This window comes from Chitinophaga eiseniae, from assembly GCF_900167135.1.
Classification (GTDB): Bacteria; Bacteroidota; Bacteroidia; order Chitinophagales; family Chitinophagaceae; genus Chitinophaga; species Chitinophaga eiseniae.
The window spans coordinates 398,476-424,329 of record NZ_FUWZ01000003.1; the positions used below are offsets into that span (position 1 = coordinate 398,476).

Annotated in this window: 23 protein-coding genes and 2 riboswitches; of the genes, 10 read left to right on the plus strand and 13 right to left on the minus strand. The window is 51.7% G+C overall.

Annotated features, from left to right (window positions below; all coding sequences use genetic code 11):
• Nucleotides 1–58: 58 nt before the first annotated feature.
• Nucleotides 59–1,195, plus strand: a complete 1,137-nt coding sequence (locus B5D63_RS20645; RefSeq protein WP_078670740.1) for a glycoside hydrolase family 172 protein — start codon at nucleotides 59–61, stop codon at nucleotides 1,193–1,195.
• A gap of 2 nt (nucleotides 1,196–1,197) precedes the next feature.
• Here the strand turns inward: B5D63_RS20645 and B5D63_RS20650 are convergent, their stop codons facing one another.
• On the minus strand, nucleotides 1,198–2,304 hold the full coding sequence (locus tag B5D63_RS20650; protein WP_078670741.1) for an ABC transporter permease: 1,107 nt from the start codon (nucleotides 2,302–2,304) through the stop codon (nucleotides 1,198–1,200).
• A 98-nt stretch (nucleotides 2,305–2,402) separates the two neighbouring features.
• Between B5D63_RS20650 and B5D63_RS20655 the strand changes: the two genes are divergently transcribed.
• Complete coding sequence (locus B5D63_RS20655; RefSeq protein ID WP_078670742.1) at nucleotides 2,403–3,476, plus strand: DUF2238 domain-containing protein; 1,074 nt, start codon at nucleotides 2,403–2,405, stop codon at nucleotides 3,474–3,476.
• Here the strand turns inward: B5D63_RS20655 and B5D63_RS20660 are convergent.
• Nucleotides 3,442–4,176 carry a LuxR C-terminal-related transcriptional regulator gene (locus B5D63_RS20660; protein WP_078670743.1) on the minus strand — a complete coding sequence of 245 codons (735 nt, stop codon included), beginning with the start codon at nucleotides 4,174–4,176 and terminating at the stop codon, nucleotides 3,442–3,444. The two genes, B5D63_RS20655 and B5D63_RS20660, sit on opposite strands and share 35 nt — an antisense overlap.
• Before the next feature lie 597 nt (nucleotides 4,177–4,773).
• Here B5D63_RS20660 and B5D63_RS20665 point away from each other — a divergent pair.
• Both B5D63_RS20665 and B5D63_RS20670 read left to right on the plus strand, forming a co-directional pair.
• Nucleotides 4,774–5,337, plus strand: coding sequence for a P-loop NTPase family protein (locus B5D63_RS20665; RefSeq protein ID WP_143313012.1), 564 nt, complete (start codon nucleotides 4,774–4,776; stop codon nucleotides 5,335–5,337).
• A 34-nt stretch (nucleotides 5,338–5,371) separates the two neighbouring features.
• Complete coding sequence (locus B5D63_RS20670) at nucleotides 5,372–5,827, plus strand: NUDIX hydrolase (protein ID WP_078670745.1); 456 nt, start codon at nucleotides 5,372–5,374, stop codon at nucleotides 5,825–5,827.
• A 123-nt stretch (nucleotides 5,828–5,950) separates the two neighbouring features.
• Here B5D63_RS20670 and B5D63_RS20675 read toward each other — a convergent pair whose 3' ends face one another.
• From B5D63_RS20675 to B5D63_RS35095, 10 genes are all read right to left on the minus strand, one after another.
• On the minus strand, nucleotides 5,951–6,880 hold the full coding sequence (locus B5D63_RS20675) for a hypothetical protein (RefSeq protein WP_078670746.1): 930 nt from the start codon (nucleotides 6,878–6,880) through the stop codon (nucleotides 5,951–5,953).
• A 34-nt stretch (nucleotides 6,881–6,914) separates the two neighbouring features.
• Nucleotides 6,915–8,066 (minus strand): DUF5074 domain-containing protein, encoded by a 1,152-nt coding sequence (locus B5D63_RS20680; protein ID WP_078670747.1) that lies wholly within the window; start codon nucleotides 8,064–8,066, stop codon nucleotides 6,915–6,917.
• Nucleotides 8,067–8,314: 248 nt separating this feature from the next.
• Nucleotides 8,315–8,530: riboswitch (cobalamin riboswitch) on the minus strand.
• A gap of 81 nt (nucleotides 8,531–8,611) precedes the next feature.
• On the minus strand, nucleotides 8,612–9,781 hold the full coding sequence (locus tag B5D63_RS20685; protein WP_078670748.1) for a PKD domain-containing protein: 1,170 nt from the start codon (nucleotides 9,779–9,781) through the stop codon (nucleotides 8,612–8,614).
• Between the two features lie 12 nt (nucleotides 9,782–9,793).
• A complete protein-coding gene (locus tag B5D63_RS20690; protein ID WP_235021599.1) occupies nucleotides 9,794–10,945 on the minus strand; it encodes a YncE family protein in 1,152 nt (383 codons plus the stop codon).
• 5 nt (nucleotides 10,946–10,950) lie between these two features.
• Nucleotides 10,951–12,948: a TonB-dependent receptor gene (locus B5D63_RS20695; RefSeq protein WP_235021600.1), complete on the minus strand. Its 1,998-nt coding sequence runs from the start codon at nucleotides 12,946–12,948 to the stop codon at nucleotides 10,951–10,953.
• 122 nt (nucleotides 12,949–13,070) lie between these two features.
• Nucleotides 13,071–13,275, minus strand: a riboswitch (cobalamin riboswitch).
• Nucleotides 13,276–13,292: 17 nt separating this feature from the next.
• The gene (locus tag B5D63_RS20700) at nucleotides 13,293–13,925 is read right to left on the minus strand and encodes a response regulator (RefSeq protein WP_078670749.1); all 633 of its coding nucleotides are present in this window, start codon (nucleotides 13,923–13,925) and stop codon (nucleotides 13,293–13,295) included.
• Between the two features lie 127 nt (nucleotides 13,926–14,052).
• Nucleotides 14,053–15,264, minus strand: a complete 1,212-nt coding sequence (locus tag B5D63_RS20705; RefSeq protein WP_078670750.1) for a lanthionine synthetase C family protein — start codon at nucleotides 15,262–15,264, stop codon at nucleotides 14,053–14,055.
• A gap of 132 nt (nucleotides 15,265–15,396) precedes the next feature.
• Entirely contained in the window at nucleotides 15,397–15,555 is a 159-nt protein-coding gene (locus tag B5D63_RS35085) for a hypothetical protein (RefSeq protein ID WP_159456097.1), read from the minus strand.
• An 82-nt stretch (nucleotides 15,556–15,637) separates the two neighbouring features.
• Nucleotides 15,638–15,811, minus strand: coding sequence for a hypothetical protein (locus B5D63_RS35090; RefSeq protein ID WP_159456098.1), 174 nt, complete (start codon nucleotides 15,809–15,811; stop codon nucleotides 15,638–15,640).
• 17 nt (nucleotides 15,812–15,828) lie between these two features.
• Entirely contained in the window at nucleotides 15,829–15,984 is a 156-nt protein-coding gene (locus B5D63_RS35095) for a class I lanthipeptide (RefSeq protein ID WP_159456099.1), read from the minus strand.
• Nucleotides 15,985–16,261: 277 nt separating this feature from the next.
• Between B5D63_RS35095 and B5D63_RS20710 the strand changes: the two genes are divergently transcribed.
• Together B5D63_RS20710 and B5D63_RS20715 are read left to right on the plus strand one after the other, a co-directional pair.
• Nucleotides 16,262–19,405, plus strand: a complete 3,144-nt coding sequence (locus B5D63_RS20710) for a lantibiotic dehydratase (RefSeq protein ID WP_078670751.1) — start codon at nucleotides 16,262–16,264, stop codon at nucleotides 19,403–19,405.
• Nucleotides 19,406–19,491: 86 nt separating this feature from the next.
• A complete protein-coding gene (locus B5D63_RS20715; RefSeq protein ID WP_235021601.1) occupies nucleotides 19,492–19,881 on the plus strand; it encodes a VOC family protein in 390 nt (129 codons plus the stop codon).
• Nucleotides 19,882–19,914: 33 nt separating this feature from the next.
• On the opposite strand, the gene B5D63_RS20720 is transcribed toward B5D63_RS20715, so the two are convergent.
• Nucleotides 19,915–20,628, minus strand: a complete 714-nt coding sequence (locus B5D63_RS20720) for a 4'-phosphopantetheinyl transferase family protein (protein ID WP_159456100.1) — start codon at nucleotides 20,626–20,628, stop codon at nucleotides 19,915–19,917.
• Between the two features lie 383 nt (nucleotides 20,629–21,011).
• On the opposite strand from B5D63_RS20720, the gene B5D63_RS20725 reads away from it, so the two are divergent.
• The 4 genes from B5D63_RS20725 (at nucleotide 21,012) to B5D63_RS20740 (ending at nucleotide 25,848) form a co-directional block, all read left to right on the plus strand.
• On the plus strand, nucleotides 21,012–22,658 hold the full coding sequence (locus B5D63_RS20725) for a vitamin K epoxide reductase family protein (RefSeq protein ID WP_078670754.1): 1,647 nt from the start codon (nucleotides 21,012–21,014) through the stop codon (nucleotides 22,656–22,658).
• A gap of 110 nt (nucleotides 22,659–22,768) precedes the next feature.
• Nucleotides 22,769–22,990, plus strand: a complete 222-nt coding sequence (locus tag B5D63_RS20730; protein WP_078670755.1) for a hypothetical protein — start codon at nucleotides 22,769–22,771, stop codon at nucleotides 22,988–22,990.
• 67 nt (nucleotides 22,991–23,057) lie between these two features.
• A complete protein-coding gene (locus B5D63_RS20735) occupies nucleotides 23,058–24,809 on the plus strand; it encodes a hypothetical protein (RefSeq protein WP_143313013.1) in 1,752 nt (583 codons plus the stop codon).
• Nucleotides 24,793–25,848 (plus strand): glycoside hydrolase family protein, encoded by a 1,056-nt coding sequence (locus B5D63_RS20740; protein WP_078670757.1) that lies wholly within the window; start codon nucleotides 24,793–24,795, stop codon nucleotides 25,846–25,848. The genes B5D63_RS20735 and B5D63_RS20740 overlap by 17 nt, the downstream gene beginning before the upstream one ends.
• Nucleotides 25,849–25,854 lie beyond the last annotated feature (6 nt).

The window sequence follows — 25,854 nt, forward strand, 5'->3', positions numbered from 1 at the left end:
ACTAAAACGTTTAACCCTATTTTTAAACAGACTGCTGCAAACTTCTAAATTCCACGACATGAAAAAACACCTCCTGTTGATAGCTGCAGCCTGCATACAGCTGTCGGCCTACGCCCAACAACCTTTCAACGGACTTGACATGAACATGGGCAACCTCTCCCGGTTATCAGACGCCAGAACCCGGTCCATCAGCCCTGAGAACATCACCGGCGAGCCCGGTAGAGGCGGCATTGCCGCGCTGGACCAGGGCAACGCCCGTCACGCCGCCAGAGAGCTGGGACAGGGCTGGAAAGTAAATCCCTACATCTTCATAGAACCGGGTAAAACCGTTACCCTGGCCGAAATCACCGGCCCGGGCGCGATCCAGCATATCTGGATGACGCCTACCGGCAACTGGCGTTATTCTATTCTCCGTTTCTACTGGGACGATGAAACCACTCCTTCCGTGGAAGTGCCCGTAGGCGACTTCTTCGGCATGGGCTGGGGAGAATATGCCCATATCAACTCCCTCGCGGTATGCGTCAACCCCGGCAGCGCCTTCAACTGCTACTGGTCCATGCCCTTCCGGAAAAAATGCCGGATCACCATGGAAAATATCAACACAGAAAAAATGACGCTGTATTACCAGGTCGACTATACGCTGACCTCCGTTCCGGAAGACGCAGGGTATTTCCATGCGCAGTTCCGGCGCAGCAACCCGGTAAAAGACGCTAGTTACACCCTGGTAGACGGTATCCGCGGCAAAGGCCAGTACGTAGGCACCTATCTCGCCTGGGGCGTCAATAACAACGGTTGGTGGGGAGAAGGGGAGATTAAGTTCTTTATGGACGGCGACAATAAATATCCTACTATCTGCGGCACCGGCACAGAAGACTATTTCTGCGGGTCGTACAATTTCGACATCAAAGGAAAATACCAGGAATTCTCTACGCCGTATGCGGGGCTACCGCAGGTGATACGTCCTGACGGGCTGTATAAATCCCAGCAGCGCTTTGGTCTGTACCGCTGGCATATCATGGACCCCATCCGCTTCGAAAAAGAGCTGAAGGTGACCATACAGGACCTCGGCTGGCGCAGTGGCGGCCGTTACCTGCCGCAACAGTCCGATATCAGCAGCGTGGTGTACTGGTATCAGCGGGAGCCACACGCACCATTCCCGAAATTACCGGCGATGAACGATCTGGAGGTGAATTAGGGCTACTCCCACTTAAACATTTTTACAGACAACACAGCAATGATGGCTGCCCATACGGTCAGTCCGGCCAGCTGCGCCGGCACCTGCCAGATATGTGCGCCTTCGAAGGCAATCTTTCGCAGACCATCTACAAAAAAAGTGAGGGGCAGGTATTCACAGAAAGTGCGCAGCCATACCGGGTAGTTCTCTACCGGGAAAAAGAGCCCGCACAACAATATCTGCGGCACCGTGATGGTATTGGCCACCGGCGCGATAGAACTTTCGTTGCGGATAACACCGCTGATCATAAAACCGATGCCGGTAAGGATCACCAGCCCGAACACAGACAACAGCAGCATCTCCAGGAAAGTGAGGATACCGTTGACCAGCGTAAAGTCAAACGCGAAATAACCCAGTGCGGTGATAATGATAAAACAGATGATCTGGAACACCAGGCGGCTCAGCATCTCCCCAAACAGCAGGGAGGCGCGGCTGATGGGTGTCACGAAAATACGTTTCAGCACCAGCGTATGCCGTAGGTTAAACAGCAGGAAAGCAGAGCCGAATACGCCTGCCATCAGCAGGGAGAAGCCCAGCTGCCCGGGGAGGATAAAATCGATCTGGCGGTATACGCGGCCGGGGACCGTTATTACGTCGAGCTTTGCGGCGACGCGCTGTCCCTCCAGCACCTGCTGGTTGATACGGCTGGTCACTTCCTGCAGCGCCGCCTGTATCAGGGGACGTTTGTCGGCCACAGCGCCGGAGCTGAATAAGGTAAGGCCATACTGCGGTACCGGTGAAGCAGGTATGGGCGCCGGTACATAAATGATACCGGCAATACGCCCTTTCTTCAGGGCTTTGAGTTGTGCCAGCGAATCGGTTTCTTTCGACAGGCTGAAAATACTGATATCTTTTACCGCATGGTATACAGGACTGCTGGTATCGCTGCCGGGAGCGATGGCCACAGGGATTTTCACAGCTGTGTTATCTACCATGGCGCCGAACACCGTCACAAAAATGATGGGAAACAACAGGGCAAATACAACCGAAGTGGGGCTTCGCAGGGTAGCTATCAGGCTTGCCCGGGCCATCACCAGGCCGGCCCTGAGCTGACTATATTTTTTTGTCATAGGGAACCAAAGCTACAGCATTCTTTCAAAGATTCATTTTCCGGGAACACATTATATTTGCCGTTCATAATGCGGAACCCTAATACCCAAGGCTACTCATGAAAAAAGTGATTACAGGCAAAGATATCATCCGCCAACTCAAAGCAGATCTGATCGGCAAAGACTCCTACCGCGGGGTTACGCTGACCTATACCTGGCTGGCCAACCAGTTCGGGCACTTCTCCTTAGGCTTCATCCCTACCTTTGTAGGTTACCTGATCCTGAAAAGGCATCTACCCGAACAACAGGCATCCCTTTACGCCGCGCTGGCAGTGAGCCTGTTCTGGCTCACCTTCGAGATATTCAACTTCCTCGGCCCGCTGCTGTCCCGCAAATCCAGGAGCAGCTATATCTTCCAGCCGGCCTGGGGCAATATCGCGTTTGATACCGTCACCGACCTGATGTATTTCTGGTCCGGCGCTTTTATGGCCTCTATCCTTTGCGCCTATACGACAACCGCCATGGCGGTGCTGGCAGTGCTTACCCTGCTGGTGCTTTACCCCGCTTATTACTGGTACCTCACTAAAATGTACCTGCAGGTGCCCTCCTATCCTTTCCAGTTCAGGCTCAGCCAATGGAGCACCAAACATATACCGGATGAGAACATCGCGCTGGTGCGCCGCTTCCTGGACAACAAAGACCAGGGCATGCACCTGTTCCTTTTTGGCCCCAAACGCAGCGGTAAAACGAGCCTGAGCGTGGCTATCGCCACGGAAATGTCCATCCGTCACCACTCGGCTGTATATACGTCTGCCATGAAACTGTACTGCATGTTCTTTGAACATGACGACGACAGCGCGGCCAACGTACTCTGGACATGGCGCAAGGCTTCTATTCTTGTGATCGATGATATTAATCCGGGAGACCCCATCAAGGAAGACATCATCAGCCCGGAACGGTTCCTTAGCTTTGTCGATACCTTCTCCACCAACGATATTAACCGCACGGTGCTGCGGCAGACCAATGTGATCTGGGTGCTGGGCGATGACGACGCCTCCCGGAAACTGTCGGAAAGATGGCAGGATATGCTCACCGGTATTGGTGTGGAGAAAGAGAAACTGCTGTCCCTCAATCTCCAGTTATACAACGAGGCCCCTGCTAAGGCAGAATATGATTTGCGTATGCAAAGCTGATCAGGTGGGTCAGGCTCTTTACCTCAAAACGTTTATACATCGGGATGATCCTTTTTTCGATGGCCGACTGGGACACCCCAAAGCGGGCGGCGATCTCTTTGAAGGAAAAACCTTCCGCCACCAGCGATAAGGCCTCTTTTTCCTTTTCAGAGATAGCATAATGGCGGAACAACTGCTTATTCAGCTCTTCCTCAAAGGCCGATTTATCGGGACCATAGGCCGCGTAGCGCATCACATTGCCCAGCTGGATGCTCTCATTTTTCTGGGAATGCCCGATAATGGCCGTTACCCGCCCCTCTTCCGTGGCAAATACCCCTACTTTGGAAATCAGCGGCACGTGGGTACCGTCTTTATGGATCTTTTTCAGCTCAATGGTAAAGCTGTATTGTTCGAGGTCTTTTGTCTTGTTGTGTAAAAACATCAGCGCCTTGTCGTTCAGCTCATTGGAGAAAGGCGCATATTCCGGCGCCGTAATGTTGACGATGGTCATCATGGTAATTTCATCGTCCCGGTAGCCCAGGAGCGGTTCCCAGCCATCGGCGTACATCATGCGGTTTTCCTTGAACGAATAGATATAAATCGCCTCATCCGGGAATCGCCGGATGGTTTGCTTAAAATGCTGTGCTTCCGGACTGCCCAGGTCAGCCGGTACATCAGTAATGAATGTTTTGGAATAGTGCCCTAGCTTATCAGAATCCATTCGTTTTTTGGCATAAAAATAAAAATAATATCACAACCTGCGTAATTACACAGTTGACTGATTATGAACCTACTGGTAATTTTGCGCCTGTAAACCATCCGAAATGGATCGGCAGGAAAAACCGCTCAGGAGGCCTTTTATCCAGCTAATTCACCCGGCTGGTGGTCTTAGCAAGGAGGCAAGAAGCATAGGCCACAGCAGGGATTGGTTACAGCCCAAAAGTTGACTTAAAGGAATGTGTTAAAAACCGAGGAAAAGTTTGTTAGAAAAAACCCCATCCTCATTGATGCAATGTCCCCAAAGGGGATACAGCTACGGCGCATGGGCCGGTTCCATCCGGGTCCATGCCTGTACTGGCCCCCATCGTTGACCCTAAAAGTTATTGATTTTGTGTTAAGGTTGTCATGATTTTTTTGACTGTTGAATTACCCCCCGATTTGTTAATCCCACTCTTTTCAATTTGTGAAGCAGTTTGGCGGGACTTCGGTCCCGCCTTTTTTATTTTCACCAGCTTATCATGATCCCCATCATGATAAAAAAAAGATATGAGTATATTTGTTATACCCGATCGTAACACCCAAAGCAATATCCACCAACATGAAGATCATTATTTTCGGAGCTTCCGGTGCCGGCGCCAGCACCCTGGCCAAAACATTTGCCAGAGAAAACGGCTATGAGCAACTGGACGCAGACCACTACTACTGGCTGAAGACTGAACGCCCGTACGAAACCAAATGCGACCCGGCCGAACGGAACAAACTGTTCCTCGAAGCCCTTCACCAGCACGATAAAGTGGTGGTGGCCGGTTCCGTTTTTAACTGGGACCCGGCGATCCCCGCCCTGTTTGACCTCGCCGTTTTCCTGTGGCTCCCCCCGGACATCCGGATGCAGCGGCTTATTCTCCGGGAAAAACAACGCTACGGCTCCCTGCTGGAATCCGATCCCTGGCTCAAAAAAGAAAGCGCTGCTTTTATCGCCTGGGCCTCCCGCTATGATGAGCCTGGCTTTACCGGTCGCAGCCTCACCCTGCATAAAAAGCAGATCGCACAACTGAAAATACCTGTGCTGGAAATAAACGGGGATTTTCCGTTGGCAGAAAGACTGCAGCGGGTACAGGAAAAAATCGCCGCCATTAAGTACCAGCCTGCCGCCCGACAGTAGGCCACTCCCCCTTTTTTCGGTAAAAGGTAAACCCATGAAACAAAGTGCGGGCATTCTGCTCTACAGAAAAAACAAAAAGATAACGGAGTACTTCCTGGTACACCCCGGCGGTCCTTTTTTCCGGACAAAAGACGCCGGCTGGTGGACCATCCCCAAAGGAGAAATAGCCCCCGGCGAAGCGCCACTGCAGGCGGCCATCCGGGAGTTTGAAGAAGAAACCGGCTACCGCCCGGAAGGGAAGTTCATGCCCCTGCAGCCTATCCTGCAGAAAAGCGGCAAACAGGTGCTCTGTTGGGCCACCGAAGGCAACCTGGACCCCGAAAAAATTGTCAGCAACGTTTTTGAAATAGAATGGCCGCCCCGTTCCGGCAAAAAGAAACAGTTCCCGGAGGTAGACAGGGCCGCATGGTTCGATGCGGATACCGCTAAAAAAATGATCTATCCGCAACAGGCGGCATTCATCGATGAATTATTGAAAGCCCGGGGCTGATGTGGAGCGCTTCCTAAAAGTGGCTGTCTTTTAGGAAGCACTCCAATGCCCCGAGCTGCATTGGGTTATAAGCATGCGGACTGTTGTCCCAAAGCAAGGGTTACCGTTGTTCGAAAGCGGAGATTATAAATGCAAATCACGCGCTCCTCTCACTTCGGTGGAGATCTCTCCCAACATAGCGCCGGCATTGCAGTTCTGACCGGTATACACCTTTACAAAATCAATGGCGTTCAGCGTCACCGCCTGACCACCGGCATTCACGGCGTTGGCAATATCCACCGTGTTGTACCCCAGCGTGGCATATTCGCTGGAATAGCTATCGCTATACCCCCAGGCGAAGGCCAGGTTGGTAAGGATACCACCGGACGTCAGCGTATTCACCAGCCTGGTGCCGGTAAAAGTCACTGAGTCCTGGTTGGGCGCCATCGCCGGGTAGTAGTTGTTGGCCGTATGCCAGGCGTTGGCCTGCACAATGCCGCTGTTGCCCTGGTTGTCCCTCCAGTTAACATTGGTGCCTGCGGCATACGGATTATAGTACGTAACCTGGTAATTTTTAATGGTGCCGGAGGCGCTGTATTCGCTGCCCGCCAGCTCATACCACGGATCATCAGGGATACCGTTGGCGTTGAGGTCCTGGCTTACCATCACGATGCCCGGCTCCGACCATTGGTAGGTGGGGCCTGACGGATTGCCATAGATGCCGATGTCTGCCCCGGTGCCATTCACCACGGAGTGGTCAAAACCGAAAACGATGTAACCGCCGTAGTTGCCCAGCGACACCATGTTGGTGGTGCTGCCCACCAGCGCCTGCGCGGCAGTAACAGAGCCCAGGCCGGATTCGTTGATAAACTGCCCCGGTGCCGGCATGTACGTGTATACGGTACTGATCAGCGGACTGCTGGTCAGCGTGGCCGGCCTGACCGTCACATTGCTGACAAGGGCGGTACGGGAGACGTCGGAGATTTTCAGCTCGTCGGTCAAAGCCTCTTTACGGCAGGATGCCGAGAGTAACAGGGTGGTCAGGGCTAACGCTGACCAATAGGAATTTTTCATATGATTCAAAGTTTGAGGGAGAAGAAAAAGCAGATCAATAAAATACCGGTAATGCCGGGAAATAGTATCCGGAATATCTCACCGTTTCTTTCAGTGCAGCAGTGCCGGGGTCATACATCTGCCAGCGGTTGTCGTTGCTGGCGCCGAACTCGTCGGTGAGGGTGATCACCAGCAGTTCGTTCCGTGCCGCGTTATACCGTACAGCAGAACCGTAAAAATGCTGACCGGAAGGTACTGTCAGGAAGGGCGCCGACAGTGACGCAGCGTTGCCGGGTACATAACGGTACAGTTTTGTGCCGCCATATTCGATGTTACCACCAATGCCGGCGGTTGACTTACGCTCTGCGATAAACACTGCGGTACCGTTGGAGGTCAGTGAGCCGGAGCGCCATGACAGGTAAGCCCAGGGGTTGGTAGTAGCGAAAGGCAGCTTCACGCGGGACACCGCCAGCGAAGTAGGATTGATACCTACCAGTGAATCTTTGCCGGCCACCCATACAGTGCCATCGTTGGTGCGGGCGAAACCGGCATCGCCGATGCCGAATTTTTTTGCGATGCTGTAGTCAGCAGCGTTCAGCGCCACTACCCCATCGTCTTTGGTCATCACAAATACGTAGTTGCCCGCCAGCAGCATATCACCCGCAGGACCATTGATACCAGCCACTTTGGTACCCAGTGTGGGGCCGGAGAGACTGATGCGGTATACACCATCTACAGCACTCAGCAGGCCTCTGGACGCGTCCACGCCGACAAAGGCGTAGCCCTCACTCTGCGGCAGATTGGCAATCCTGCCGGTTTCCACCAGTGTATGCGCATCCGTTGCCACCAGCGGACCGCCCACTTTCACCACCATATATACCTTGTTATTGAAGATAGTGGCAAACTGAAGTGTGGAGGTAGTCGGTCCCAGGTTCTTCGTGGGGTTTTCCTTTTTGTAGATGTCTTTTGCCACCTTGTTGCTGTCATAACTGTAGTACCAGAGGTCGCCGTTATTGACACCGTATTGCCCTTCATGTACCATGAGGAAACCGTTTTCATATTTCCCGAATACGTTTATGCCTGCCTGCGCAGCAACAGCGTTTTCTTTGGGGTGCAATCCTAATCCGGAATCTGCATTTTCTTTTTTACAGGCGGCAAACAGGGTTAGCAGCGAGGCCGCCAGGGCCAAACACTTGATTGATTTCATAGTTTAAAAATTGTGTGGTTATTTTTAATAAAAAAACACATCATAGGGCATCCGGACTTTCAAACATGGCAAGGGTTTTCCATTTTGTTTTTAACTAAAAACAATTTGCTACAATTGCTGCTCTTGTGACAGCCTAAGAAACAGTACAGGTTCCTTTCCGTACCCGCACGCAGGTGAAACAAAAAAACAAATACGTGAATATAAAGCCGGCAGGGCCTACATTCTTGAGCCTTTCACCCGAAAGCGACGAATGGTGATTACAGCTGGCAGGTCTTCTGGCTCTCCTGCTTTTCCGGAAACCTTCCCATCCGCAACAGCAGACAGTGGTATGGAGCACACTCCGGAAAAACATTGCCGGTATTAGCCGGCGGCAGGATTACAGCTACGGGGATAGCTCCGGTCTTACACCGGATTCCCTTTTAATGTTCTGCATGAACAGAACAACCAATTGTGGTTACAAACGTACGTTAAGTTCCCCGTATATCCAATAAAAAATCCCGGAGAAATGTCTCCGGGATTAAAATATTTTTCTGAAATAATATCGCTTACAAGTTGAGGTCTTTTACACCGGAAACTTCTGTGGAGATCTCGCCCAGCCAGCCACCTTCTGCGCGCATACCAGTGTGTACGCGGATAAAATCCACGCCCGGCAAACGTACGGGATTGCCTTTTTTATCCACCGCCCAGCTGATTTTAATACGGGCTTTTTCATCGGCGTTACCCCAGTTGTCAGCATACCCAAAAGGAAATGCAGGGCTTACATAGTAAGTACCGGAACCTGATTTGTCGATGAAATTCTCGTCGGTCAGCCGTGTGCCTGTAAAGCTGATGCTGTCTCCTTTCCACTGCGGGTAATAAGGCTGATTGTGGAAAGAATTGCGGGAGAGATAGCCGGACTTGCCCTGGTTGTCTTTCCAGCGGATATAAGTGGTATCAGTCAGGTATTGATAATTATTGTTCGGTGTCCTTACTTTATTTTCATCCGGCTTATAATAAGTGATCTTATAGTCACGGATAGTTTTAGGGCTGTTGTATTCAGAACCGGCAATTTCAAACCATTCATCATCCGGCTGCCCGTTGCCGTTAGCATCGTACGCTACCTGGATAATGCCCGGTTCTGCCCAGTTGGCGAAAGCATTGCCCAATACGGTAAAGCTGAAAGAATCCGGTACGTTTACGATGGTATGGTCAAAGCCCATCACCACATAGCCGCCGAATCCGCCGAGGTGTATCATGGTGCCGCTTTTCAGCGACTCTTCTGCCTTGGCGGTTATTTTTGCCTGGTCGTCGCCTGCCTCCCATTTGGGCAGCTCGTGCACGAACTGGCCGGGAGCCGGCAGATAATCAAACACGCGGGCAACGCCATTGGTATAGGTACCTGCAGTTACTTTAACAGGAACGTCTATACGCTTTTCTCCTGCGGAATTTTTTGCGATGAAAGTGAGGGTATACTCGCCCGCTTTCGTAAAGGCATGCACCAGCTCTTTGGTAGTGGCGATGGTATCGTTACCGGCTTTCCAGAGAAAGGCGGTACCGGCGCTTTCGTTTTTCACGGTAGCGGTGAGGCGTACAATTTTCATGTTAGCCGTAGACACGCCACCCTGTGGTGTGTTGACAGTTACATCCGGCACAGTGACCGGTGTGTCTTCAGATTTGGAACAGCTGCCGGCCAGAAGGACTGCCAGCAAGGAAATTGGTAAAAGTGTATATTTCATAATGGTTGCGTTTTACTTTTTAACAGGCACGAAGGCAAAATGTGCAGGAATATCGCCAGTCACCACCGACCATTTCTTTTTACCACTTTTATCAAAACAGTACAGGATACCGGGAGATACATAATCACGGGCATCCGTAACGTAAATGTCTTTGGTCTCGGGGTCCACCATAATACCGTACGGCATTTTGATGTTCTTCTCTGTGCCGTCGGTGATAAAACCACCTGGCAGGGCTGTCTCCGTTTTCACGTTGATCATTCCGTAGTTGATTTTCCAGGTACCGCTGATATAGCTGTATTCAGAGCCGTACAGGTAACAGGTATCGCCGGAAATACAGATATTGCTGGCTGCAACAGGAAAACGTTTTTTCACCGCATCTGTTTTGGTGTCTACTACATACAGGGCGGAAGGGCGGCTGTAGTAGTCTCCCCTGCTGGTCACATACAGGTCACCGTCACCATCAGCTTTCAGCCGGTGCAGGTTAATATCCACGTGGATTTTTTTCGTCTCTTTAAACGTGGCCAGATCAATAACAGACACGGTACTATCATAGGTAGGTGGCAGGTAACCACCGGAATTAGCAACATACAGCTTGTTGCCGACCACGGCCATTTCTTCAGGCTGATAGCCCACTTCCACCTTACGCGTGATTTGCATGGTGGCCGTATCCACTTCTGCCACGATACCTACCGGAGCACGGGGATCAATAATTACCGGGCCTGCATAGGAGCTGATATAGGCTTTCCCGTTAGCAAAAGTGATATAACGGCAATTGGTTAATTCAATCTGTTTGATGCGTTTGGTGGTGGTGGCATCCATTACTTCCACCTTGTTGGACACGTTGATCACAGCGTATAACTTGTTGCCATATACCTGAACATCGTTGCCTACGTCGCCCAGCTCTTTCACAACGTTGGGGTTGGCTTCGGCATAGATATTTTTGCGGTATACGCCAGCCGCGAAATCAAAAAAATCGAGCGTTGCTTTGTTGCTGCCCATGTTCCCTTCGTTCAACAGGTAGAACCCCTTGTAGCTACGGTGGTCTACGGGCGTATCTACCGGTGTTACTACCGGCTGTACGATGTCATTACCTGTGCGGCAGCCCGTTACAGCTATCGTGATCAACATGGCAGCTGCTCCTGCAAAACGCAATTGTTTTATCATCTTCATTAAATATTTACAGACACAATGAATTTATAATTCCTTCCAGGCATCGGGTAACTGAGCACCACGTCGTAGTACTGGTTGAACACATTATTGACCTGTGCGGTGAGTCTCCACTTCGCCTGCCTTATTTTACGGGAATACGTGAGCGTGATATCGCTGGTATACCATGGCTGCATGTAATTGGCCGGCTCGTTTTTTTTACCGTTGTAACGCTCTCCGGTGTATATAAAGCTGTAGTTGAGGTTCCACGACCTGTAGTCCCCACCCAGTATCATGGAGCCGCTGTGCCGTGGGATGTACGGTATCTGGTCTCCATAAAACAGTTCTGACTTGTCTGTGAAGTCGCGCGCCTCCTGGAAGGTGTAGGTGGCCCGTGTACTCAGGAGAAGTTCGTCCAGTATTTTCCAGGCGGCTTTGGCTTTCACATCCACGCCTTTGATCTTCACGAAGCCGAGGTTCATCATGGTCCACCGGAACTGGCTGGCTGCGGGTACCGCCACAATTTTATCAGTCACCTCGATGTAATAGGCATCGGTTTCCAGGCTTAGTTCCTGCAGGGGTTGTCCCTGGAAAGTCCGGTTAGCGGTGAAACCGGTATTGTATTGCGAGGTGTACTCCGGTTTCAGGTTGGAGTTACCCAGATCGGTATAATAGAGATCGTTGAAGGTAGGCATCCGGAAGATGCGTTTGTAGAAAGACCGCCAGGTGATCGGCACGCCTTCGAAGGGTTGCCAGGACACAAAAACGGCGGGGGTCAGCTCCTGTTTAAAAGGTGCAGCGGCATTCTTTTTCGTTTCTTCGTTCATGATCGTGTTGAGCAGGCTGGCCTGGGCACTGAAACGTTTGAAATTGAACGAAGAGGCAAGCGCCACCAGCGTGGTAAAACGTTGCGGGTAGGAAAAATTGGTCATGTCCGCCGTCATCTTGTTCCACTGAAAATCGCCGGAAAGGCTGATATTCCACCAGTTGGTCACGGCAAACTGGTTGGCTGCGGAAAAATAGGCTTCCTGCTGATGGTAGTGGTTATCTACCGGCCGCACGGTATCCGGCGCCACATAGCGCGTATAGTCGTAAGCGTATTTTCCGTTCAGCAGCAGTGTGTAGCGGGGCGAGAGATCTTTTCGCCAGGAGGACTGCACAAAGAAGTTACGGTCCCATTGCCGGTCTATATGCCCGAAGACGTTATTGACTACAAAACCGGGCAGGCCGCGTTCTGAGTCGTAGTAGTACACTTTGCCGGTCCATTCGCCGCCGTTGGTCACCCCATGCAGGGTTCCTTCGAGGCGGACGGCGTTAATATCGCCATTTTTGCGGATAGCGGTGGTATCGTACCCTTTTTCTTTCTCATAACGGAATTTGTATTGTCCGTTAGCGTTGATCCATTCTGCATTGAAGGAAGCGCCGATATGTTTGCCGACTTTTTCCTGCCACAGGACGGAGGGGTTGAAAAGCCCGAAGGAGCCGGTTTTGAAGGTACCTTTTACATGACGCTGTTCGCCATCCGCGAAGCGGGGCTTGAGCGAGGTGAGATAAATAGAAGCCGCGGAAGAGAAATCTTTCGCTGGTTGGAGGATACTGCTTTTCTGTCCGTTATACAGGGCGATTTCCTCCATATTATCGAGGGAAAATTTGCCCAGGTCGATAATGCCATTTTGTGCATTACCCAGCTGGATACCATCGTAGAACACGCCGGTATGGTTGGTGCCCATGCTGCGGACGTCCACGGTTTTCAGTCCGCCGATACCGCCATAGTCTTTTATCTGGAGGCCGGAGAAATAGCGCAGCGCATCGGCTACGGACTGGGAGTTCAGCCGTTGCAGTTCCGCGCCTTTCAGCTGCTGGCCGGGGGAAACTTCCCGGTTGCTGCGCGGGGCGGTAACAGATACCTCCCGCAGGTCTTTGGTCCGGCTGCTGTCCGGCTGCTGTTGCGCCTTCAGGGACATAACAGGACATCCTGCGAGCACCAGGTACAGGGTACTCCTCAGTAATGGGATACGCATGTTAATACACCGTTTTGATGGTTCATCCAACGGCCTTCGTAACAGGAAATCAAATCAAGGTAAATAACGGCAGGTATCAGTGCTGCCACATGATTCACTTCCAAGCCTCATTCCACGAAGGCTTAAAAAACAAATGCATGGCAGGTATTCTGACTTATCTCTGCTCAGGGCGGCCTTCCCATTGAATGTTCAACAGTGGCCGGACAAATGCCCTGGCGTTTTATGGAGAATTACAGCAGCGGGACTGTCCGGGATTTACACCCGTGTTCCCTTTTAATTACCCCCGCACCGCAACGGAGGGGGTAAACCATTGCGGTGCGAAGGTAGTGCTTTAATTTATTTCTTCAAAAAGTTGTCAGCAGCTTATGATCGATGGCGCATTTGATGAGCATGGCGGTGTTGCGGGCTTTGAGTTTGCCCAGCAGGTTGCGCCGATGGCTGTCAACCGTATCGCTGCTGATAAACAGCTTCTCGGCTATCTCGTGGTTCGTATGGCCGTTGGCGATGAGCCATAGCACTTCTTTTTCTCTTTTGGTGATATGCAGCTCCCGCGTGCGGGCTGCGCCGGCAGCTGTTTGCAGCTCGGCGGCCAGTTCTGCGGAGAGGTAAGTGTGACCGCTATAGACATCGTGAATGGCTTTGAGCAGCTCCTCTTTATCAGCGTTTTTCATCAGGCAGCCGCTGGCGCCACTGTCCATCATATCCTGTATCTCCCGGCCGTCTTTATGGTAACTGAGTCCCAGCACCATGGTGTCGGGATGATTTTTTTTGATGAGATGGCACAGCTCCGCCCCTGCAATATCGGGGAGCATGGTGTCCAGCAGCACAACATCTGCCTGGTGATGCAGCAGGAAATTCAGGCACGACTCCCCTGTCCTTGTTTCCCCTGTCAGTTCTATATCTTTTTCATAGCTGAGTAATGCGCGCAGTCCTTCTAGTATCAATGGATGATCATCCACAAAGTATAATCTGATCATGGTTTTTCATATTTGCTGTAACGTCGGCATGCATCGGCATGGTATCTCCGGATAAACCGGCCGTTTAGATTTCATTTACTACCCGTAATATATAAAAAAAAGGAAGATGAAGCATATCATGAAAAGTTCACGATATCAGCAGGCTGTTATTCCACCCGGGCTTTATTTCCGGTTGCAGGAAGCCCAGCAGTGACAGGCCGATGCCGGCGATGCCTTCGAGTACGTTGTGACTGTTGTGATAATCGGGATGATGATAAAATTTATAACCGGCAGGCCCATCCTTCCAGGTATTCATACGAAGCGTTGTTTGCAGCCACGCTCCGGCTGCTTTATTGAGAGCGGGGTCTCCGGTGGCCATGGCCGCCTGTTGCAGCATATGAGCAATGCCCGCGCTGCCGTGGCAGATGCAGGCGTCGTGCACAGCGCCGTTTTTCGTATTACGATGCCGCGCAATGTCTTGCAGGATACTGTGCGCAGCCTCGCTGTAATCTGCCCGCCGCAGGCGTTTTCCGGCCCCCAATAGCATGGTCGCTATGCCCAGATCGCCATAACACCAGCCCAGCCGGCTGTGGGTATCTCCCACACTGACGCCTGTTGTATCGACCATCACGGGGAATAAGGATTCTCCCCCGCCACCCTGCGGCTTTTTATGGGACAAGACCCAGCTGATGCTGCCGTCCATGAGGCGGAGCACGGTATCGCGGGCGATGCCTTTTTCGTATATCCGTCCCAACAGCGCAATGATAGCAGGCACGCCATGTGCCAGGCCCAGGTTGTACAGATCGCGCCCCTGGTATCGTTCGCTCGCGGAGGAAAACATGTCTTTCCAGGTGATGCCGGAAGGCAAATGGTGCGCTGATTGGTCGAGACCGGCGACAAGCCTTTCCAGCACCGGTTTTCCCACTGGCAGGGGCCGTTCCAGGAAATACAGCGCTGTTCCCAGCCCCTCGTGCAGAAAGTCATTTTTACCGGCCAACAGGGATTCTTCCATAAAAGCGGCCACCATCTGGTCTATCTCCCCGAAAGCGTCTTCCACCTCGTCTTCCTCTATGAATCCCATCTGCGTAAGATGCTGCACGCACCAGGCCACACCCGAAACGCCGCCACAAAAGGAACCGTTCAGCGGTTGCTCGGACAAAGCCTGCAGGCTTTTTTCCATAATGGATAAAACCTTGTCTACATGTTCTTCGCGGGAAGTATGCTGGTAATAATAGGCATAAAATAAAGCACAGCCGGTAAATCCTCCCAAAAGCCCGGCATTGTTATCGTTGGCAATAAAGTGGTCTAGTTCCCGGCTGATATTTTCCAGCGCGGCAGTAATGTCGTCTTTGTAATCCATCGTTCCTGAAATATAATGATCCCGGGGCTAATCCGGGCTGCAAATGTGATGAACAGCAATGTTGTTATGCATACCCTAAAATATAATAGCCCCGGGCTTTCACCCGGGGCAGCTGTAATCCGTAAAATCTGTTTAATACAAGCAGGAGTCTACACTACAGATGGGAGCTCCTGTGCTTATGCATTTCATGGAACCCGCACGGTTATCTGCACCGGCAGTCTGCGTGTTTTTGCTCAGGTCTGATACTTTGATCTTACCCAGGCTGAGTTTTTTTTCGGTTTGCTTTTTCATCAGCTAACGTTTTAGGTGACAAGTATGATGGATACCGGAATACCTTAACCCGGAGGAAACTGTAATCCGTACATTTCTCCGTTTAATAACGGCAGGAGTCAATGCTGCAGATAGGCGCGCCCTGGCTCAGACAGGACAGCGGGTGAGAATTACAGGCTGCAGAACGGTTATCGGCATCGGCAGTCGGCATATTCTTGCTCAGGTCAGACACTTTGATCTTACCTAAGGTGAGTTTTTTTTCAGCTTGTTTTTTCATCATCTATCGTTTTTAGATTAACAACCTTTAGTGGAAGGAGGAGTACATTTGGCCATCAGGCTGCATCCTGTGTAAGTAGGCGCTTTCACGTCGATATTACCCGGTTGGGAAGCATTCAGTTTAGCTACTTTAATCTTGTTGAGCACCAGCTTTTTTTCAAATGTTTTTCTCATAAAACAAATTTTATAGGTTTAAATAAAAAATAAAAGAAGATTGATAAACAGATAAATGGATTTTGGACAGACATTCTACTTTGAGGGTGATTAAATCAGGTTTTCTACGGATTACAGGATAGTGATAAATGTAAGCAGAAACCATGAAACCACAGCTCACGGAAAAACGTGATTTTTAAAAATTTATTTGTTTAAACATGAAATTTACCGGTTTTACGGGATAGCCTTTCGTACCCGTTTCCGCTATCTTCAATAGTTTAAGTGTACACCGAAAACCATGATCAAGGCTGAAAATTTCTACGTAGTCAGAACACCGCTTTTGCCCGTAAACACCACCGGCAGCCTGGCCCATCCCCATCTTGTCGAACATATCCGACAAATATTACAAACACCTTTCCTGCGCGAAGCTATCTATATCGCCTCCCCGGAGCTGTTCGGAGAACTGGAAAAATGGGAACAGGGCAGCCAGGATGACAAACTGGTGTATTCCCTTTACCGCTATCTGCTGCGCATGAGCAGCCGCTGCACGCCCTACGGCCTGTTTGCCGGCTGCGCTACCGGCGCAGTGAGCGAACAATCCGGTATCCGGTTACACCACTACGCACAGCATGTGAAACAGAGCCGTCTCGATATGAACTACGTAGCGGAGCTGGTCACCGCCTTCACTGCCATCCCCGCCGTAAGGGAACAGCTCCGCTTCTACCCCAATAGCTCCCTGTACCAATCAGGCAGCCGTTACCGCTACGCCGCCTATCAGCTGTCCAATAAGTTCCGCCATTATTTCCTCACCGCTGTCAACACCAGCGACTACCTCGACGCCGTACTGGCCATGGCCGCTCATGGAACTACGCTGAAGGATATACGCAACTGCCTTGTCGATGAAGCCAACGGTATCACGGCAGCGGATGCCGACGATTTTACGGAAGAACTGCTGCAAAGCCAGCTGCTGGTCAGTGAACTGGAGCCGACCGTCACAGGAGAACAGTTTTTTCAGCGCTTCGTTGAACGGGCGGCAGCCCTGCAACAGGACGGCGAGTGGCTGCCGGTACTCCGCCGCATACAATCACTGCTGCAGGACCAGCAAAGCAGCATCCCCGAATACCGGCAGGTCCATACCCTTGTGAAATCGCTTATGCCTGACACCAGCGAGAAAGACCTCATCCAGACAGACCTCTTTATGGCAACGGTGCAAAACACCCTGAGCCACACCCTCCTGGAGGATATTACTACACAAGTAAACCAGCTGCGGAAACTGATGCGCCACCGGCCGCATACCGACCTGGAGAATTTCTGCCAGGCTTTCAGCAAACGATATGAAGAGCAGGAGATACCGCTCAGCCTCGCCCTCGATCCCGAGGCAGGTATCGGCTACGGCTACCATCTCGGCCGCCATACCGATCATACCCCGCTGGCCGACGATATCGTGGTAGCGGGCGCAGAAACACCCGCCCCGCGGCCTGCCGGCAAACTGCAGCTGTTTCAGCAACAGCAGCTGTACCGCTGCCTCCGGGAGAACAGCACCGAAATACTGCTGACCGACGCCGACCTCGACGCACTACAGGAAAAAGATACCGCCACTTTACCATACAGTATGTACCTCATGGGCAGCATACTAGGCGCCAGCGCCGCAGCCGTGGATGCCGGCCACTACCTCTTCGAACTGAATGGCTGCGCCGGCCCCTCTGCCGCCAACCTGCTGGGACGGTTCTGTCACGGCGATGAACAACTGGCGGCACAATTAAAAGCCTGCCTCGACCGCGAAGCTGCACAAGAGCCGGATAAAATTTTCGCGGAAGTAGTGCACCTGCCGGAAGCCCGGACAGGTAACGTTCTCCTGCGCCCGCAACTGCGCGACCATGAGATCGTATACCTCGCCAACTCGACCGCGCCGGCAGATCAACAGCTCCCGCTGTCCGACCTGATGATCAGCGTGCAACAGGGCCGCATCGTACTGCGGTCCCGCAAACTCAACAAAATCATCGTTCCCCGGATGAGCACCGCACACAACTACCGCAACGGCCTTCCGGTCTATAAATTTCTCTGTGAACTGCAACACCAGGACTATCCCGGCAACCTGGGCTGGGCCTGGCAACTACCAGGCGGCGAAACATTCCTTCCCCGGGTACGCTATCGTAATATCATCCTCAGCAAATGCTCATGGACGCTGGATAAAAAAGACTTCCCCGATCTCGACAGCGGCAAATCCTGTCTCGCTATTTTTCAGCCCTTCAAAACCAAATGGCAACTTCCCTCCCATGTGGTGATCGTGGAAGGCGATAACGAACTGCTGATCGACACCACACAGGAAGCCTCGCTACACCTGCTCTTCCGGCAGCTGCGCAAAAGTGGCACGCTCACCGTCCAGGAGTTTCTCAGCACCGCCGAAAACTGCTGGATAGAAGGCCCTGACGGCAGGCATACCAATCAGTTTATCATCCCCGTGCATGACACCGGACCGGTGCAAAAGCCTGCAACAACCACCGCAACAAACCCGGCCACCGCCACGCTCCCCCGGCAGTTTATGCCCGGCAGTGAATGGCTATACGTAAAAGTGTATTGCGGCACCCGCACAGCGGAAGACCTGCTGAAAGAAACATTGCAGCCGCTGGCCCTGCAACTCACAGAAGCAGCACTCATCGACAAATGGTTCTTTATCCGTTATACCGATCCCGACCACCATCTGCGCATCCGGTTTCACCACAGCTCCCGGCCCGACTTCTGGAAGACAGTACTGGAGCGGTTTTACGCCGCCCTGCAGGAATTCTCCGGAAAGGAGCTCGTATATCGTATCCAGACGGACACGTATGAACGGGAAACCGAACGTTATGGCGACGCCACCATGGAGTTCAGCGAAAGCCTTTTCTGGTGCGACAGCGAGGCGGTGGTACAAACCGTAGCGCTGCTGGACGAAGAACAGGGGGAAGACTATCGCTGGCAACTGGCGCTCCGCGGCACAGACATGCTGATACAGGACTTCGGTTACACACCGGAAGAGAAACCCGCTTTCATGGAAAAACTACAACAGGGATTTTTCCGGGAACACGGCGGCGAGAAAGCCCTGCTGCTGCAGCTCAACGACAAATACCGCAAGGAGATGCGAAAAGTACAAAGCATACTGAACCCACATGACGACGAGCACAATGGCATTGGAGAAGCAGTCGCTTTCTTCCGGCAACGTTCAGAAAAAATACGCTGCCTCCTACAACAATACGGACCGTTACCCGACAAGGCTGCGCTGCTGCCCAGCTATATCCACATGTTCCTCAACCGCCTCTTCCTCGCCAACCAACGCAAACAGGAACTGGTACTCTATCACTTCCTGAGCAAATACTACGCTTCACAAGCCGCCATCCGGAAACAACAAACTCCCTCAGGCGCTATTCAACACAAAAAAACAATACAGTATGAAAAAGAAAAATGACGGAAACCACCCCGGAAAATTTCGTCATCAGCCTCTTTGTTTAATAGGTTATGGGTTACCTTTGAGACAGACCATAAAACCACTTCATGATGAAAACAAAAAAGATCTGGGCCAATTTCAGCGTACAGAATTTAGAACGGACCACTGCCTTTTATCAGCGCCTCGGTTTTAAACACAACGGAGCGTCCAACCAGCTGACCAGTTTTTTCTTTGGCGATGATAATTTTATCATCCATTTTTTCCTGAAGGACGTCCTTGAACCTGCTATGATGGGCCCCATCATTGATACACAGGCAGGGAATGAAATCATATTTACCCTTTCTGCCGACACCAGAGAAGAGGTCAACAATTGGGAAAAAGAAATAAGGGAAGCCGGTGGCACCATCGTTTCACAGCCGGCAGCATTTGGAGAGGGGTACTATGGTTTCGTATTTGCCGATCCTGACGGTCATAGGTTCAATGTATTCCACATGTAGCCGTGTGTTTTAAAACACCGTCCCCATTCTGTTTCAGAAACGTATTTCTTCAATACTCACAGTTGCCGGTGATGATTCTGTCGCCAGGTGGCCTGCATAGGTGTCCAGCAGTGCTACAGGCGTCAGCGTCCAGGTGAAGCCCTGCAATGCTACCGCAGTATCAGAAAGAATATGCACTGCCGGCAGCTCCACAATGCCTATGCCATTGGCTTTGGCCGTCGCTTCCTTCATGGTCCAGTACTGGTAAAACTGCCATACCGGGTCCGAGGCACCCATTACCTGCTGCCACTCGGCCGGGGTAAACTGTTCGCGGAAATCCGCGATCTCGATACCGCCGTTTTGTTCTATATCGATGCCTACCCTGCCGCTGGTGTCCACAGCGCATACCACCATATTGCCGGAATGGGAGATATTAAAATCCGGTCCGCCCGGCCAATACGGACGACCGGAAGGTGTGTACAAAATTGTTTCCAGGTCTGCAGACAGGCCCAGCTGCGCAAAGGCATGCAGCAACAAATGTTTTCCCAGCAGCGAGGCATGCGCATCCTGCCAGCGGTGGAAGCGCAATACCTTTCTGCGCGCCTGTTCGGGCAGTACGGCCAGCAACCGCTCAAACCGGTCCTCCGGCAGCGGTGTATCAAAAACGGAATAATAAATCGAGACAGCCATAAACGGAAGATATATTTTTTCCGGGAACAAAACAATCGCTGCTACAGACGACGCCAGGAAGGTTCTTTGCCACGTCATCCCCCTCCAAACAGCGTTATTCATACCACATCAGGGCGGAAAAATAGTAGGACGAGGCATTCCGTGGTATCTCACCTGACGCAACCCATCTTGTTATTTTTTGGGTTTCTTTTTTTAGAATTTTATTTTTACCTTGGAAGAACAGTAATTGTCAACGCCAAAAAAGTTAATCCATTTTTCGAAAAACAAAATAACCGAAAACATAATTTTCGTATTCGCCTTAGCCTGTTAGGGTAATCAACATATAACCGTCCACAATAGTGAACAGCGAACATTTTCCTGTGATCAGCAAACGCCTGATAAGCTAAGTCGTTTTACATAAAACAGCAGAAAAATATCCCGTAAACCTTCCTGGCAAATGTCAGGTACTAACTTTTCATTCCATGTTGTATCTCCTGCGAAAACTCTCGCTGTCTAAAAACAATAGTGCCAACGCAGCTTTCATGCTGGCAAAGCTCCTACAGGTGAGGATTTCCCGATCTACACTCCAGCAAGACGTCTCGGAGCATCCCGACTACCCCAGCTTACTCAGCATCAGCGATTGCCTGAAACAATATGGTATTGACAATCTTACCGGCAAGTTTGCACGGGACAAATACAGTGACCTTCCAACGCCTTTTATTGCACAGCTGAAAGGAACACAGAAAGCCCGGCATCAGTTTGTGGTGGTAAAGGAGATCAATCAGCATCAGGTCCGGTACTATAATGCGGAGCAACAGGTATGGGAAACCTGCAGCTGCACGCAGTTTCTGGATAAAAGCACTGGCATCGCCCTACTGGCTGAAGCGGCTGCCGACGCCGGCGAAGCGCAATACACGCAAAAAATTAAACAGGAAAAAAGGACCTTAAGCGGAAGGGTCTTCCTGGGACTGTTATTGCCTATATTACTCGTTGCCGCATTTGTTCCGCTGCTACAGCAGTCCGGCGCAGGCGCGCTTCCTTACATGGCATTTTCCCTGTTAACACTCACGGGAACGGCTATCTGTTCCCTGCTGATCTGGTATGACATCGACCAACACAATCCATTGATACTGCGCGTCTGCTCGGCGTTCAAAAAAACCAACTGCAGCGCCGTATTACATTCAAAAGGATCCGGTATTTTCGGCGTGAGCTGGAGTGCCATTGGATTCACCTATTTCTCCGGCAGCCTGTTGTACCTGCTGTCTGCCGGCGTCAATAACCCGGCAGCGTTGTTCGTACTTTCGTGGTGCAGCATCCTCGCCGCGCCTTATATCCTCTACTCGTTGTACTACCAGGGCATCGTCGTAAAACAATGGTGCACGCTGTGCCTGAGCGTACAGGTGGTGATCGCTTTACAATGTTTGCTGGTCCTCCTTCAGGGATGGCACCACTTTACGGCCGCACCTGTTACGCTGCTGACGCTGGCGACTGGACTGGGCGCTTCTTTTTTCGCGCCTTTCATCGTGCATCAACTAACGGCACCGGCTATACTAAAATCCAGAGAGGCGGCGCTAAATAAAAGAGAATTCCGCCGCCTCAAATACAACCGGCAGATATTTGAAGCACTGCTGCACCGGCAGCGGCCCATCCGTACCAGCACCGACGGCCTCGGCATCCTGCTGGGCAACCGGCAGGCCGCCCAAAAAATAGTGAAGGTATGCAGTCCCTTTTGTGACCCCTGCGCCGCCGCATTTGGTCCTATCAAAGAACTGATCGCCGCCAATCCGGATGTACAATTGCAGATCATATTCGCTGTCACCGACCAGCAGACAGACGCCAGGGCCAGGCCTGTCAGCCATTTTCTTGCGGTCGACGAAGAAAAAGATCCGCAGCGCACCAGCGACGTACTGGCAGACTGGTACCTGTCGCCCCGTAAGGACTATGACGCCTTCGCCGCCCGGCATCCTGTTACCGGTCCCCTGCAGGCGCAACATCCGAAAATAGCCGCTATGCATGAGTGGTGCCGCAACAATGGCGTACAGGTCACTCCCACCATTTTCATCAACGGTTTTGAACTGCCGGAGAACTATCAGATCAACGATCTCAGACTGTTGCTGTCCCTGTCATAACGCTTTTAACAACCTGGGTATATGGAAGCGCGCACCATCAGCCACGGTTGTCAAAAACCCGCTCCGGGCTTAACGGAGTACTATTCGTTTACCATTTAAAATTCCAGAAAATGAAAAAACTCAAATTAAAAGCGCTGGATCTCGGCGCCAATGAAATCCTGACAAGATCTCAACTGAAAAATGTATATGGTGGTGGCGAAGAGCCAGCCGTAGACTCTTTCGGCGGCAGATACAAATGCTGCTGGAACGATTACCCGGACACCTGTAGCTCCTGCGTTGATACGGAGCCGAACTACACCTGCGCTTCCGGCTCTTCAGCCGTTGCTTGCTAACGGTTATGCCCAACAGGAAAGCAGCAGCTTTCCTGTTGGTTTTATATCACTCTCCAATTTCACGGCCATGATCTTTTTATCTGCACAACCGGACGAGTTCTATTTCTCCTGGCAACTGGAACTTCAGCTGTTCAACTTCAGCCGGCTAGGCATTCAAAAGGAAAACATCCATGTACTGATCGGGTATCAACCGGTCACGGGCCTGTCTGCCACCTTTCAGGCGCTTATCCGCGCACAGGACCAAAGGGCCTGCTTCTTCTGTTATCCGGACAACCGGACGGATGCCGCTTACCCCTCTTCCATCAGGCCGCATATCATCCGGCAGCACCTGGAAACCCTTCCGCAGCTGCAACAGGAAGCCATCTTCTACCACGATGCTGATATCATCTTCCGCGAACAGCCCGACTGGGAACAGCTCCTGCCCGGCGATACCTGGTACGTGGCAGACACACGGTATTACACCAGTACACAGTTTATCCGCGACCGCGCGGGCCAGGCTATCTTCAGCGGAATGTGCCGCCTGGCAGGTATCGGAGAACAACAAGCAATGGCGGGCGATGACCATTGCGGTGGCGCCCAATACCTGTTAAAAAATACCACCCCGCTTTTCTGGGAAAAAGTAGAAGCACACAGTGCCGCCATCTACGGCTATCTTCGGGAAGAAAATGACCGGCAAGCTGAACAACTGTTGTCAAAAGGAGAAAAGAAAAGCACCTGGAAAGGTTTCGATCCATGGTTTGCTGACATGTGGGCCCTCTACTGGAACGCACTGACAGACAACAGGACGGTGAGGATCAGCGACGAACTGGATTTCTGCTGGGCCACCAGCCCTATCGGCGACTGGGAAACGAAAAAGATATTGCATTATACAGGCCGCGTGGCCCCCGGCGACAGGCGGTATTTCCGAAAGGTTAACTTCTATCGTTTCCCACCGTGGTTCGACAAGGGCATCCGGAAAATAACTCCTGACAACTGCTCCTATCCCCTGCTTCAACTGATAGCAGCTTACATTACCCAAAAGGAGCGTATATCCCTGAGCGATACACTGCTGCTCGTTCCTGTCACCGATCACGGACCGGATTCCTTTGCCAACCTGCTAACATTCTTACATTATATCGACTACTATCTGGATACCACCATCATCGTAGCCGAAGTAGGTGACACCGCCGCTATAGATATTTCCCTGTTGCCTTCCTCGTGCAAACATGTGTTACTCAACAACAACACGGTCGCCCCGCAGCACGCCGCTATTGCCAATCATCTCCTCCGCCAATATCACACACCGGTAATGGCCTTGTGTGATCCAAATGTCATCCCTGATATTGCATCCATGGCCGACGCCTGTCACCAGGTGGCCTCAGGAGCCGCTGACGTGGCCTTTCCTCACAATGGTCATCTTTTACAGGCTGACAGTGTTTTCAGTTACCTTTTTGACCACTTTTCCGATCCACAGCTGCTGTTAACGCACCAGGGGAAATTTATTTCCACCACGCAACGGTATGCGGGAGGCTGTCTTTTTTTAAACCGGGACAAATGGCTGGCGGCTGGCGGCGAAAATGAATACATCTCACACGCGAGGCTGGCAGCACAGGAGCGCCTAAAACGCTTTGGTTTGCTGGAATACCGTATCAGCCACTCCGATACACCCTGTTTCCATTTAGCCCCGGGCGCCACAATAGAAAACAAAACACGCGTTGCTGACCTGGAATTGTGTTTGTACACAAGCAATCTTCGCCGACCGGTATTAGAACAATATATTCAATCCTGGCCCTGGTATTATTTCTCTCAACAAACACCCGCATATGATTTCAACCACTGATATTTTTCCGCCGTCCCCGCACGAGGAACAGCCACCCCTGCGCTCTGCGCCGGGACTGCTGCAGGGACATACCGGTATGGCCATCGTTCATTATCTCATCGGCAGACATATAGACAATCATCGTTTCAGCGAAAGCGGACTTGCCCTGCTGAATGAGGTCTCTGATGTTATCAGCTCCGTAGAAGATCTCTCTTACGCGCACGGACTTGCCGGCATCGGCTGGGGCATTGAATGGCTGGTGCAGCAGGGACTGCTGGCAGATACCGACACCGATGAAGTGTTGTCTGACGTAGATGACCTGCTTTACAAATCCACCCTCTTCGGCAAACGGTCCTCCATCTCCCTGCATCATGGCACCACCGGGCTGCTGGCGTATTTTCATAAAAGATATACCAGCCGCAACCCCGGCAGCAGCCACATTAAAAACCTGTATCATCATGAGTGTATTTCGTTGCTGATAGATGATATCGCCACTCAGCAAACCGGACAAAGGTATCCGTTCAGCGAGGGATTGTTCCTTGCAGAACTGGGAGGTATGATGGCCCACCTCTCAGCCGTCAGCAAAATCAATATCGTCACCACAGAAAATATTCTTTACGACGCTGTTGCCGCTACTGACCACTTTCTACAGCAATTATGCGATGCCCGGGAGCTTCCGGCTGTACCCGGGGATGGCGACTACTATCTGCGGGCGCTTTTCCTTGCGGCCTGTTATGAGATCGCCGGCCGTAATACAGGTCATGCCACCTGGCAGCTACATGCATCCGTTTATATGGAAACGTTGCTGCAACGCCTGGAAACACAACCGGCGATGCATAGCTCCACCGATCCCTTCCGTCAGCTGGCCGTATATTCTCTGGTGTCACTGGTCCTTCCCTCCTGTGCCAATCTGGCCGTACGGCAGCAGGACATTTGCCTGCAAACACAACCACCGCATTGCCTGGCAGGAGGCAGCGGACTGATAGCCATTAGCCGCCTCGCCGCTGCTGCGCCGGAGCTGACGGGCAACTGGGCTGATATCTTTATAGCGTGTGTTTAAATTTGA

Excerpts from the sequence above, each read along its gene's own strand:
- B5D63_RS20645 (WP_078670740.1), top strand. The coding sequence starts at position 59 with ATGAAAAAACACCTCCTGTTGATAGCTGCAGCCTGCATACAGCTGTCG.
- B5D63_RS20650 (WP_078670741.1), bottom strand. The coding sequence starts at position 2,304 with ATGACAAAAAAATATAGTCAGCTCAGGGCCGGCCTGGTGATGGCCCGG.
- B5D63_RS20655 (WP_078670742.1), top strand. The coding sequence starts at position 2,403 with ATGAAAAAAGTGATTACAGGCAAAGATATCATCCGCCAACTCAAAGCA.
- B5D63_RS20660 (WP_078670743.1), bottom strand. The coding sequence starts at position 4,176 with ATGGATTCTGATAAGCTAGGGCACTATTCCAAAACATTCATTACTGAT.
- B5D63_RS20665 (WP_143313012.1), top strand. The coding sequence starts at position 4,774 with ATGAAGATCATTATTTTCGGAGCTTCCGGTGCCGGCGCCAGCACCCTG.
- B5D63_RS20670 (WP_078670745.1), top strand. The coding sequence starts at position 5,372 with ATGAAACAAAGTGCGGGCATTCTGCTCTACAGAAAAAACAAAAAGATA.
- B5D63_RS20675 (WP_078670746.1), bottom strand. The coding sequence starts at position 6,880 with ATGAAAAATTCCTATTGGTCAGCGTTAGCCCTGACCACCCTGTTACTC.
- B5D63_RS20680 (WP_078670747.1), bottom strand. The coding sequence starts at position 8,066 with ATGAAATCAATCAAGTGTTTGGCCCTGGCGGCCTCGCTGCTAACCCTG.
- B5D63_RS20685 (WP_078670748.1), bottom strand. The coding sequence starts at position 9,781 with ATGAAATATACACTTTTACCAATTTCCTTGCTGGCAGTCCTTCTGGCC.
- B5D63_RS20690 (WP_235021599.1), bottom strand. The coding sequence starts at position 10,945 with ATGATAAAACAATTGCGTTTTGCAGGAGCAGCTGCCATGTTGATCACG.
- B5D63_RS20695 (WP_235021600.1), bottom strand. The coding sequence starts at position 12,948 with ATGCGTATCCCATTACTGAGGAGTACCCTGTACCTGGTGCTCGCAGGA.
- B5D63_RS20700 (WP_078670749.1), bottom strand. The coding sequence starts at position 13,925 with ATGATCAGATTATACTTTGTGGATGATCATCCATTGATACTAGAAGGA.
- B5D63_RS20705 (WP_078670750.1), bottom strand. The coding sequence starts at position 15,264 with ATGGATTACAAAGACGACATTACTGCCGCGCTGGAAAATATCAGCCGG.
- B5D63_RS35085 (WP_159456097.1), bottom strand. The coding sequence starts at position 15,555 with ATGAAAAAGCAAACCGAAAAAAAACTCAGCCTGGGTAAGATCAAAGTA.
- B5D63_RS35090 (WP_159456098.1), bottom strand. The coding sequence starts at position 15,811 with ATGAAAAAACAAGCTGAAAAAAAACTCACCTTAGGTAAGATCAAAGTG.
- B5D63_RS35095 (WP_159456099.1), bottom strand. The coding sequence starts at position 15,984 with ATGAGAAAAACATTTGAAAAAAAGCTGGTGCTCAACAAGATTAAAGTA.
- B5D63_RS20710 (WP_078670751.1), top strand. The coding sequence starts at position 16,262 with ATGATCAAGGCTGAAAATTTCTACGTAGTCAGAACACCGCTTTTGCCC.
- B5D63_RS20715 (WP_235021601.1), top strand. The coding sequence starts at position 19,492 with ATGATGAAAACAAAAAAGATCTGGGCCAATTTCAGCGTACAGAATTTA.
- B5D63_RS20720 (WP_159456100.1), bottom strand. The coding sequence starts at position 20,628 with ATGACGTGGCAAAGAACCTTCCTGGCGTCGTCTGTAGCAGCGATTGTT.
- B5D63_RS20725 (WP_078670754.1), top strand. The coding sequence starts at position 21,012 with ATGTTGTATCTCCTGCGAAAACTCTCGCTGTCTAAAAACAATAGTGCC.
- B5D63_RS20730 (WP_078670755.1), top strand. The coding sequence starts at position 22,769 with ATGAAAAAACTCAAATTAAAAGCGCTGGATCTCGGCGCCAATGAAATC.
- B5D63_RS20735 (WP_143313013.1), top strand. The coding sequence starts at position 23,058 with ATGATCTTTTTATCTGCACAACCGGACGAGTTCTATTTCTCCTGGCAA.
- B5D63_RS20740 (WP_078670757.1), top strand. The coding sequence starts at position 24,793 with ATGATTTCAACCACTGATATTTTTCCGCCGTCCCCGCACGAGGAACAG.